Annotated in this window: 8 protein-coding genes; 3 read left to right on the forward strand and 5 right to left on the reverse strand. The window is 45.3% G+C overall.

Features of this window, described 5'->3' with window-relative positions; translation table 11 throughout:
- Positions 1 to 35: 35 nt before the first annotated feature.
- The 4 genes from hepC to RIG66_RS33545 all read right to left on the reverse strand — a co-directional run bounded on the left by hepC (position 36) and on the right by RIG66_RS33545 (position 6,828).
- Positions 36 to 956, reverse strand: coding sequence for a heterocyst development glycosyltransferase HepC (gene hepC, locus RIG66_RS33530; protein ID WP_446384403.1), 921 nt, complete (start codon positions 954 to 956; stop codon positions 36 to 38).
- Between the two features lie 362 nt (positions 957 to 1,318).
- Positions 1,319 to 3,514, reverse strand: coding sequence for a GumC family protein (locus RIG66_RS33535; protein WP_446384405.1), 2,196 nt, complete (start codon positions 3,512 to 3,514; stop codon positions 1,319 to 1,321).
- A gap of 2 nt (positions 3,515 to 3,516) precedes the next feature.
- The gene (locus RIG66_RS33540) at positions 3,517 to 4,647 is read right to left on the reverse strand and encodes a glycosyltransferase (RefSeq protein ID WP_446384407.1); all 1,131 of its coding nucleotides are present in this window, start codon (positions 4,645 to 4,647) and stop codon (positions 3,517 to 3,519) included.
- Between the two features lie 681 nt (positions 4,648 to 5,328).
- Positions 5,329 to 6,828, reverse strand: coding sequence for a glycosyltransferase (locus tag RIG66_RS33545; RefSeq protein ID WP_446384409.1), 1,500 nt, complete (start codon positions 6,826 to 6,828; stop codon positions 5,329 to 5,331).
- Positions 6,829 to 7,009: 181 nt separating this feature from the next.
- Between RIG66_RS33545 and galT the strand changes: the two genes are divergently transcribed.
- Positions 7,010 to 8,008 carry a galactose-1-phosphate uridylyltransferase gene (gene galT / locus RIG66_RS33550; RefSeq protein WP_446384411.1) on the forward strand — a complete coding sequence of 333 codons (999 nt, stop codon included), beginning with the start codon at positions 7,010 to 7,012 and terminating at the stop codon, positions 8,006 to 8,008.
- Between the two features lie 110 nt (positions 8,009 to 8,118).
- Here galT and RIG66_RS33555 read toward each other — a convergent pair whose 3' ends face one another.
- Positions 8,119 to 9,024, reverse strand: coding sequence for an Rpn family recombination-promoting nuclease/putative transposase (locus RIG66_RS33555; protein ID WP_446384413.1), 906 nt, complete (start codon positions 9,022 to 9,024; stop codon positions 8,119 to 8,121).
- 303 nt (positions 9,025 to 9,327) lie between these two features.
- Between RIG66_RS33555 and RIG66_RS33560 the strand changes: the two genes are divergently transcribed.
- On the forward strand, positions 9,328 to 10,434 hold the full coding sequence (locus RIG66_RS33560; RefSeq protein WP_446384415.1) for an ATP-binding protein: 1,107 nt from the start codon (positions 9,328 to 9,330) through the stop codon (positions 10,432 to 10,434).
- A gap of 66 nt (positions 10,435 to 10,500) precedes the next feature.
- Positions 10,501 to 10,932, forward strand: a complete 432-nt coding sequence (locus tag RIG66_RS33565; protein ID WP_446384417.1) for an FHA domain-containing protein — start codon at positions 10,501 to 10,503, stop codon at positions 10,930 to 10,932.
- Positions 10,933 to 11,508: the final 576 nt, after the last annotated feature.

Below are 11,508 nucleotides of genomic sequence, written 5' to 3' on the forward strand. Positions count from 1 at the left end.
GGTTCAGATGACAACAGAGATAGGGGCAACGTTTTTTAGTAAGCGCCAAAACCGGAAAGTACTTTGGGAATTGTTCTCAACAGCAGAATGAGATCCTGCCGCACTGACCAACGACGGAGATAGTCGAGATCCCAATGATTAATTGTTTCCAAATCCAGCAGAGTTGACCGGGCTTCTACCTGCCAACTTCCCGTGATTCCAGGTCGGGCATTCAACCGCCGTTTTCCTTCAGGGCTAATCCGCACAGCATCATACAAAGCCCAAGGGCGGGGTCCAACTAAGCTAAGTTCGCCCCGTAACACATTAATTAACTGGGGTAATTCATCCAAGCTGTACTTTCGCAACCAACGCCCTAGGGGAGTCACGCGGGGGTCATCTTTGCACTTGTGCAACCCTGGCATATCACCCATCACTTGATGGTGCAGTTTCTCGGCATCCACCACCATTGTGCGAAACTTGAGAATCCGGAAAAACTTACCCCGTTTCCCAATCCGCCATTGCTTGAAGAATATCGGTCCTGGCGAGGACATACGAACCAAAAATGCTAATAGCAGCAGGATGGGACTCAACACCAGTAATAAGAAAGAAGCAGCGAGTACATCAATAATACGCTTGATAAACCACTTTAGGGGACGGCGCTTTCTCGGTAATTCCCGAAGCGAAGGAACTCGCAGGAAGACGGGCTTCCTGGCTTGCTCACAAGCATCTGCCCAACGCTTGAGTTGAGTCTCTCCAAGTTCGTAATCTAAGGAAACGAGTTTGACTGGGGAACGTTTCAAACACTCAGTTAACCGTTGATCATTCTCCAACGTAGTCAGACAAGGATGGTTGTCCAAATTTCTGCGCCTGACTAGCAATTTATCCTGTCGCCATTTCAGCATACATGAATGTGGACAACTCTGTTTTTGCTCATGAGTCAATTTTTTAGTGCTAGGTACAATCAGAGAGATGCTCATTCGTCTCAATAAGTAGATGTAGATGGGTTAAAAAATTAAACAAGCTAAACGAGAATCCGACAAACTTCGGCTAGCTTAGTTGCCCAATATTCGCTTTTACTTCAGCAGTAGGATATTATAATTTTAATTGATTCAATTTTTTTTGGTCAGTTTTTTGTAAAGATTTGATGAAGACTCTATGAAGATTCGATTTCGATAAAGATGAACAGGAAGCCGTTGCACCGTTGCTTCTTTTTCTAGTGGAGCGTTATTCCCCCATTCTGTTCTGAATAACCTAAGTATTTATACTTAAGCAAATTGCTAAGCTACTTAGGCTCAACATACTCCTTAGCTTGCTACAAATTGAAGTACGGCAGATGAGTCTAGTTAAGTTCTAGTAATGGACTTTTACTTGGCTGAGCATAAGCAACATAGCGATTGGTATAACTACTAGCGCCATTTGCTACCACACCGATCGCGTTCAAGGGACCCAGCAGAGTGATTGCCTCAGTCAGTTCTGATTGCGTCACCCGATCTAAGCGGGCAACCAATACCACACCCTGACAAAATGAAGCCGCTTGCATGGCATCGACAATGCCCAGAACTGGTGAAGTATCGAGTAAAACCAAGTCATAACCCTGTTCAAACGTTGCCATTAATTGCTTCATTCGTTGAGAACTCAGCAACTTAACCGGATCGGGTGGCGTTGGTCCAGCCGTTAATACCTCAATCTCAACACCGAACAGGGAAAGCTGCTGTGGAGCAACCTCTGCAGTTTGATCAGCAAGTATCGTTGCCAGTCCTTGATCATTAGACAAGTGAAGCTGTTGGTGCAGCGTCGGACGGCGCAAATCCGCATCAATTAAGAGTACCCGCTGGTGTAAGCGAGCGGCACTAAATGCCAAACCCAATACGAATGTGGACTTCCCCTCACCAGGTAGGGCGGATGTGATAACCAGAGATTTGAGTATGGCATCGGCGTTTAACAGTTGGAGATGTTTATAGATCAGATCTAACGATTCCCGCCAGGACTGCGATTGCAGCATGGGGAGCGTTTCCGGTTCAGGAGTGGGCGACTTACTGAAGGGAAAGTGCATCAGCCGTCCATTGGGACTCAAGCGCGGCAATTGGGGTAAGATACCCAGTAAAGGCAGTGCCACTCGTTGCTTCAACTGATCGGAAGTATGCACAGCATCATCCAGCGCTTCCCGCGCAAAAGCCGCCACTCCGCCCAAGAAAAACCCAACCACCCCAGCCAAGATTAAGTCCTGCTTTGTGTTCGGACCCAGTTGCTTGCCTAAGTGGGGCGCTTCCACCACTTGCCATTTAAATCCGCCCCTAGCGATTTCAATCCCTAACTCTTGTCGAGCTGCGAGGAGTTTTTGCAGAGTATTGCGTTCCACTTGCACCTCGGGTTGTAGGCGTTCGTACTCCGCTATCAGTTGAGGAAAGCGACTCAGTTGTGCTTGGAGTTGCTGCTGAGTTTGTGCCAAACTCTGATCCCTTGCAGCTAGGGCTTCCAGATGGGTTTTGGTTTCCACAAGCTGGCGTGAAAGATTCAAGTCTGTATCTCCCAACTGTCCAGCTTTTTCTAAGCTTTCTGCTGTTCCTAGTCGCACTTCTCCCAATACCCGATTAGCTTCTGCTTGCAACAGTTCTTGCTGGCGCTGACGCTGTTGCAGCAGGTTCTGTACACTGGGATCGGCATCGGTAAATTTCACCCGTTGCTCTGCTAAGGCGAGTTCTGTCTTTTGCAGTTCATCCAGCAGGGTTTGGTAACGGGATGACTCACTTAAGCGAGAAGCGGTGAGTGCCTTTTGGGGAGAACGCGCCAGTTGTTGCTGTAGTTGTTGATAACGCGCCCTGGTTTCTTGTAACTGAGCGCGAATTGCTTCTCGCTCTTGCTTAATCGTGTTCAGCCTTTCTGTCACCGTTGTGGCTTGCTGCTGCGGGTCAATCAGGTTCTGGGTTTGGCGAAATTGTTCGAGGGCTTGCTCGGCTTGGCTGACGCTCTGTCGTGCGGTGGGTAACTGGTTATTGATAAATGCTAAACCTTCGGCAATGCGTTGTTGCTGCTGCTGGAGGCTGAACTCTTGATAAACCTTTTGAATCGCTTCTAGTACGTTTTGGGTTTTAACCGGATCATTGCTGGTATAGTCCACTTGCACAATCTTAGTCTCTGTTTTCCCCTCCTGCTTGCGGGTAACCGTCAAGGATTCCTTCAGGGTTCCCACCTCAAGGTTTGGGTATCGCGGGTGCAGCAAATCCACGGCTTGTTGCAGAAGTTGAGTACTCCGCATCAGGTTTAGCTGGGTGGCGTAGTCTACTTCTAGATTCGAGTCCTTCACCTGATCTTCAAAAGCCGGTTGTCTATTTTGATTATTTTCTTTGAAATACGGCTCAACCAATAGCTGCATGGAACTCCGGTAGGTGGGCGTTTTGGTCAACGATAGAGGAATTGCGATCGCCAAAACCCCACAAAATACACCAAAAAACCAAAAGCGTCGGCGGACTAGGATGGCAAACAGTTGCCCGTAACCAAAGTCGGTATCTGCTCCCTGGGGATGATTTGATGTCACTATCACGATTGCTCAACGGGAATGGATAAATTCAGAGAATGCTCCGGTTTAAATCCACACATCTGCTGCATTAATTGGGTCACTTTGCCAAAAAATACAGCTTCTGAGAAGTTACTCAGAGCATGATCACGAATCTGGGCATAATCCCATGTTAATTGATTGAATTCGATTAAGGCGGCATGGATAGATTCTGGAGTTTGTTTGTTGAAAAACACGCCAGTTTTCCCTGGAATTTGTGTATCCAGGACTCCTCCTGCACCGTAAGCAATTACTGGAGTACCACTGACGTTGGCTTCAATGGGAACTAATCCATAGTCTTCTAATGCAGCAATAATCACCCCCTGCGCTTTTGCCATAAGCTGCTTGCGCTCCTTATCACTCACGTACCCCAGAAATCGAATATTGTCCAATGCTTTGGCTTCAAGACGTTCTCGTTCTGGTCCATCACCAGCAATCAGAAGCTTCCACCCTAGCCAATTGAAGGCTTCCACGATAATATCGATGCGTTTATAGCTGATGATGCGGGACGAAACATAGAAATAATCCTCCTTGTGATCATCAAAAATAAACTTGTTGGTGTTAATTGGGTAGTGAATGACTTGTGCAGGTTTTCCGTAGATGGCTTGGATGCGTTTAGCCACCGTGGTTGAATTGGCAATATATAGATCGGGTTCCTGAGCGTAGGTGATATCGAACTCTCTGAGCCGATTAAATATTCTTTCAATTACCGGGGAATAGAGTCGAAAATCTTTGTATTCCCGCAAGTAGGTTTTGGTATCCCAGAGAAACCGGGTGACGTTATGACAAAAACAAATATGAATAGCACCAGGACGTTTCCGCACCCCTTTAGCAAAGCTACTGGTGCTACTAATGATTAAATCATACTTTTGCAGGTCTAATGCCCGAAACGCTGGATAGTAGAAGGGAGCCAAGAGTCGGAAATTCTTGGCGGCGCCGGGAATATTTTGTAGTCTTGTCGTATTAACCGGGCGATCGCCTAACTCAATAGTTTCCTCCGGATCATATAAGGATGTAAATACGTCAGCTTCGGGGAAGTATTGACAAAGCAATTCAAAAACCCGTTCTGCTCCCCCTCTTTGGGTTAAATAATCATGAACTAAAGCAATTTTCATAAGGTTCGTTATATTATCCACTTAGATCTGTTTAATTGTTTCAGAACTGCGGAAAATAGGTAGACAGCACAATAATTTTATATTTTTTGCTTTTTCCGTACCTGTTTATGCGAAGTTGCTTCAGTTGTTAACCTGTTCGGCTTTTTAACCGCCTATTCTTGACACTCACTCTTACAGCAGTTTCTAACACGCTGTAGTGGCGTGATACCGCTAGAAGAGTCGAATAGATACGACTGTACAGATAATGTAATCGTAATAGAGGAAGTGATTAGGTATTAATCTTCAATGTATCTTATCATGATCCTGGGAACACTTGTCAATGACAATCATTGAAAAAAATAATATCCCTACCCGCCACTCAAAGATATAGGTGCAGTCTTCTAATTTATCTAAATTAGTCGTGAAATAGTGGTGAGCCATAACCCTTGCTAGACAAGCTTTTCAGCGTTATAGCAACAGCCATAACGGTTAGGACATTAAACGTGCATCGACACAATAAGCGGCATTCATCTGATGTTTTAATGACCCTGGCGACTGCTATATCTGTGTTCACAAATCATTTAGACTGACGATATAGCCCTAGCCCCTTTTAGTATCCCCTGATCAAGATAGCTGCTGCCTTTTTCAACGTTGAATTGAGTGCAACGGTCTTATGTTATTCATCATGAAGCTATATTGAAGTCAATGACCAAAGTAGAGTTGACTCAGTTCTGCCAAGGAAACATCGTTTTTCGGTTGGGGATCACGTAAGAACGGATGAATCGGCAGTCGCGGTACTCGACGATTGGTTTTAGGTGACGATAAAATCTGCTCAATTACGTTTAAATAGCCTTGAGCCGTACTCTCCCAGGTATAGTGATTTAAGACCAGTTGCTGAGTCCGACTAGAAAAACTCTGCCACTCAGATTCATTACAGATTAACCGTTCCAATCCTCGCGCTATATCCACCGGATCATCGGGGTCAATCAAAACCCCATAGTCTTGATTATCTGTCTGTAAGCTTTCTGTAATTCCGCCATTCTGGGTAACGACAACTGGCAATCCGGCGGCGGCGGCTTCTAAGGGGGCTAAACCAAAGGGTTCAAACAGAGAGGGTAGGGCAAATACGGAGCGGCGTTGGGCTAAAAAGCGATAGGTTGCGGCTAGGGCGGGTTGATCGGGGACGCAAAAGGCGCTAATTTTGCCCCATAAGTTATGGTCATTCACCACTTCTCGGATTGGTGCCAATACCTTTTGTTCGGTTTGTTCATCCTTAACCTTCTCCTGTAGTGGATTATCTAACCCCGCCGTAATTAGCACGATATTGGCTCGTTCTTGCAAGGTGGAACTGTAGGCAAAGGCTTGCACAAGTCCCAAAAGATTCTTTTTGGGGTCTAATCGACTCGATGCCAGAATCACGGGTAAATACCGCCGCGACTCAGCAATATCTCGCGCTAATTTTTCTTGAACTAACTGATAGGTTGCCTCTTCGTTGGCAGAGCGAACCTCCGCACTAAACATAGCTGGGTCTACTCCCGGTGAAATCACCGCAAAGCGAGCATCATTATCGACATCGACAGCGCCCCGATACGCCGGATGACTATATTGGTTGAAGCGTTCTTGGCGAGTATTCGTAATGTTAATCGCCGAGTGGTTCATGCTGAGGCGTTCGACAACTAGGCGGTGTCCAAAGTAGTAATAGTCATTCATTTGCGCCAAATTTTCGGGCGTCACCTTAAGTTTGTCCATCTTTTGAGCGCCCAGGGAATGGGCGGTAAACGTAAACGGTACGCCTGTTTGCTCTTCAAGTAATAGACCCGCCAGTCCCCCATCCGCGTAGTGGGCGGTCATGATATCGGGAATTTCCCCTTGGTCTTGATAAAATTTCAGAATGTTGGGTACCCAATCTCGAACCAGATGAGTCCAAAGTAACTCTTTGCGTAAAAATCCCTGGGGTCCGGCGGGTAAGCGGACAATCCGGAGATTTTCTACACCGGGATACGCATCAAAGGGTTCAGCAAACCCCTCCCACTCTGGATCGATGATTTGACGGGTGAGAATATCAACCCGGTGTCCCTGTGCCGCGATCGCCAGGGCGACTTGCTTGACATACACCAGTTGACCGCCAAAGTCGGGATGTTCTGTAATATACCTGTCATCTGGGTCAAAGTTGCCTTGGGGGTTGAGAAAGCCGATGTACATTGTCTGAATAATGAATGATGAATGAGGGATGCAACGGATGAGTTGACATCAGACAAATGATGTCTGGATGATAAATGATAGACGCAACGGATGAGTTAACATCAGACAAAATTCCGATCAGAACGATTATCAACGACTATAAGACAACGATTATTCAAGTACATTATAGGGGCTAGATAGTATGCAATCCGGTCAAATCCGACTCAACAAGGTGACGAAAGAATGGGTGATTTATGCACCCAGTCGGCGTAAACGTCCCCAGGATTTTCAGCAACAGAGTCGCCAAAAACAAGCTTCAGGGATTCTACCTCGAAATTGTCCCTTTTGTCCCGGCAATGAACATAAATCTGAGTCAATTTTTCTGGAGATGCCCAGCCGACACCACAAAGGCTGGCAAACGCGAGTTGTACTGAATAAGTTTCCGGCGTTAACCCCCAATGAAGACAGAGAACGATCGCAGGAGGGGATTTATTTAATGATGCCCGGTTATGGTCAGCATGAAGTGATTATTGAAAGTCCTGATCATGATCAAGATCTTGCCACAATGTCAATCGAGGACGTAGAAACGGTGATTGAGACCTATCACAAGCGCTACGTCTCACTCATGCAAGTTCATAAAAACATGATGGCAATTATTTTTCGTAATCATGGGATGAAAGCGGGTGCATCGTTAAGTCATCCCCATTCTCAAATGATTGTCACGGGTATGGTTCCGCAAAATATTCGAGTGCGAGAACAAGAAGCCCAGCGATATTACGATCAATGGCAACGATGTGTGTATTGCGATATTTTAGAGTTTGAACAGCATCACCGCAGACGGGTGATTGCTGAAAATGAATCATTTCTGGCGTTTATTCCTTTTGCGGCTGATGTGCCCTTTGAAACTTGGATTATGCCAAAGGAACATGAGGCAGATTTTGGCAGTATCTCCGCTATAGAAAAATCCCATTTTGCGCTAATTCTCAAAAATGTTCTGACTCGGTTGTATGAAAAGCTAAGTGATCCCGATTATAATTATGTGATTAATACGGCTGCCCGTTACAAAGCCGAAGAACCCCAGGTTCACTGGTATTGCCAAATTAGTCCTCGGTTAACGACTCCAGCCGGATTTGAACTGGGTTCTGGGATTAGTATCAATCCTTCTTTACCTGAAGTTGATGCCGATTTTTTGAATTCTTAATTGGTCGAGGGAACAGGGAACAGGGAACAGGGAACAGGGAACAGGGAAAATTTGAGGCTTGTTCACATTTCTTAGTACAGCGTACAAAATTTATGTCCAGGTACTTAGTTCTACAAATTCTCAGACTCTTCCTCGCGCAGTTCTCGAACGACTTCCAGACTTAATCCCGTTGTTCCCGCGATCGCTTCGTCATCCAGTAGGGTGAGTAGCTTTTTAGCAATAGCGCGTTGTTCTTCTTTTTTGCCTTCTTGACGACCTTCTTGACGACCTTCTTCCCGCGCCTCCTGCGATGCTTCTTCGGTAGCATATTTAATGCGTCCTATCTCATCTCGCAACTGCATGGCTCGACGACTGACTTCCTCAGCTTCGGCTGGTGTCAGGTTCGCTTGATTGGCTATCGTTAACGCTTTTTCTATTGCTGTAACTTCTGCCAAACTTTCTGGAATTTCTTCTAAGTCTTGAGCCTGCGTCATAAAATAAATCCATTTCTCTGCCAAGGTCTGTAATTCTGGCAATTTTTTCACAAATCTCGGTAATTCTACAAAAATTAGCTGCAATTCATGTTCAGGATAGTCCGATGAGCTTTCTTTGTCTTTGAACACAAAATGATGAATACATTTATGGTTTTCTTTGAAGAGAATAAAATCGGCAATTGTTACGGCAATAACTGGCGTAATCTCCAGGTAATAGTCTTTTGATGTCAACTGATTAGCATAAGCTTTGCAGAGATTGTAAATCCCTCGCTTATGAAAAGCGGCTATCCGTGCGACCTGCATTTCAATCAGGACAATTTCTCCATTATTTAGAACAGCCCTGATATCCAAGTAACTATCTTTTAAGGTTTCGACTTGACCGGGATTGTAAGGGTTGACAATGGTTAAACTAGAAATGACACTTTCCCCATTGTAGACAATTGCATTTAAGAAGCTGATGAGAATGTCTTCACTTTGGTCTGAACCAAATATTTTTTTGAAGGCATAATCAATTTTAGGGCTAATAAATTTTCTCTTAGTCATAATTTATTCCTCTTTGAAACCATAGCAATTTCAGAGTATTTATGATAAAAACAGATCAAAGATTTCGGAAATAGGGAACACCTGCAACTTTTATTGTAAGTACCTGGACATAAACGCTGTACGCTGTGCTAAGAAATGCTAACAAGCCTCAAACCCTTACTGTTGCCTGTTGCCTGTGACACACCGAGCGAAGTCGAGGTGTTGCCTAATCTCAACCGTTAACTTTACTTTTGTCCGACTACTTAGTGAGAAAGTTAGTTTAGTATAGCAGGTACGGAAGAGTCTTTTTCAGGACAAACAACTGTGAATCGTGCAAAGCTAAACACTCAAAACTTTTTATTGCGTGAACATGCGGAACAACAGTTTGCCGAAGAATTAGCGGAATTGGCAAAAGCAGATCAACGCCAGCGCCCACCGAACTGGAATTTATCCCCCTGGGCAGTCACAACGTATCTATTGGGAGGTACACTAGAGAACGGTTTTGTGATATCGCCCAAGTATATTGGCGATCGCAGACTGATAGAAATAGCTGTAGCCACCCTCACCACAGACCGATCATTACTGCTGATGGGGGTTCCGGGAACCGCCAAGTCTTGGGTATCGGAACATTTAGCCGCCGCTATTTCTGGGGATTCAACCTTACTGATTCAAGGTACAGCCGGAACCAGTGAAGAAGCGATTCGCTATGGGTGGAACTATGCCCGATTACTGGCAGATGGTCCTTCGATGGAGGCGTTAGTGGCGAGTCCGCTGATGGTGGCGATGGAAGCGGGGAAAATTGCCCGTGTCGAAGAGTTGACTCGGATTCCGGCAGATGTCCAAGATACGCTGATTACGATTCTCTCGGAAAAGATGCTACCAATTCCCGAATTGGGGGATGAGGTGCAAGCGATTAAAGGCTTTAATATTATCGCCACAGCGAATAATCGCGACAAGGGGGTCAATGATTTGTCTAGCGCCCTGAAACGCCGTTTTAATACTGTTGTCTTACCGTTACCTAAAACCATTGATGAGGAAGTCGAGATCGTTCAACAACGAGTCGCAAGCTTAGGACGTGCTTTAGAACTCCCGGTGCAAGCCCCTGCTTTAACCGAAGTCCGGCGGGTGGTGACAATTTTTCGAGAACTGCGTAGTGGTATCAGCGACGATGGTAAAACTAAACTAAAATCTCCCAGTAGTACCCTGAGTACAGCCGAGGCAATTTCGGTGGTGAATAGTGGGTTAGCCCTAGCCGCCCATTTTGGCGATGGACACCTCAGCGCTAAGGATATTGCTTCGGGATTGGTGGGTGCTGTGGTGAAAGATCCGATCCAAGATACGTTAGTGTGGAACGAGTATCTCGAAACTGTGGTCAAAGAACGCAAAGACTGGACAGACCTGTATCGCGCTTGCCGAGATGTTGGCTATTAGGATCAAGTTGTTTCAGTCGGCGACTCCTGTCGCTACCATGACCTGTAGTGCTTGAGCATAAGTGAGATGTTGCCCATAGAACCTTCTCCAGATTCCCCACCCTCATCGGATCAGTCATCTACTGATGCAGTAAGTTCTGATACGTCTGATTTTCCGGAGGGACATGTTCTCATTGTTCAAGATGACCGAGGACGACATCGGTTTGTCCTAGACCGTGAACTCTATTCCATTGGCAGAGACCATGATTGTGATATTCGTCTGTTTTCACAGTTTGTCTCCCGTCACCACGCCACGTTAATGCGAGTAGAGGGTGAGGATGGGCATGATGCCTATCGCATTGTTGATGGTAATCTCAAAGGAAAGTTAAGTTCTAATGGCTTGTTAATTAATGGTCAAAAGCACCAAAGCTATGAGCTACAAAATGAAGAGGAGATTGTCTTTGGTCCTAATGTGAAGGCGATTTACTACCGAGTGCGTCGGGATCAAGGGGAGGGTTAACTCGTCATTGGTCATTGGTCATTGGTCATTGGTCATTGGTCATTGGTCATTTGTCATTTGTCATTTGTCATTCGTCAGCGTTGGAGGACTATTTGCAGAAGTTAATCTTAATCTCAGTTTAAAAAAATGAATTAGCCCTTGACTTTGCGGGAGATTTTAGGTACTTTTATATCATGGGAAAATGTGCCGTCCTATAGACCCCGATCAACCGTAATTCGTAGGGTGGGTTAGGCGGTAATTAATTCACAACACAAACCCTTTAATTGGCGCTTCGCCGTAACCCACCACGTTATCGAAATAATGGATTTCCCGGTAACGATAATGGGGCGAGTCGAGATAATTAATGGATTTCCCCGTAACTATATGCAGCGACTCGCCCCTACAGCCCCTACTTTTCCTAACTGAATAATATGAAGTTTAAATGCACAACAGCTTAACCCGCATTTCTCACAAACTAATTTGAGAAGATAATTTTAAGGGGAAAAGTAGAACTTTTCATGCGCAGAATAGAAAAATTCCAGATTATCCAACAAGATTAACTTAAAATTGCCAACCCTTACCCGACGTATTTGATAA

The organism is Coleofasciculus sp. E2-BRE-01, assembly GCF_040221695.1.
Classification (GTDB): domain Bacteria; phylum Cyanobacteriota; class Cyanobacteriia; order Cyanobacteriales; family Coleofasciculaceae; genus Coleofasciculus.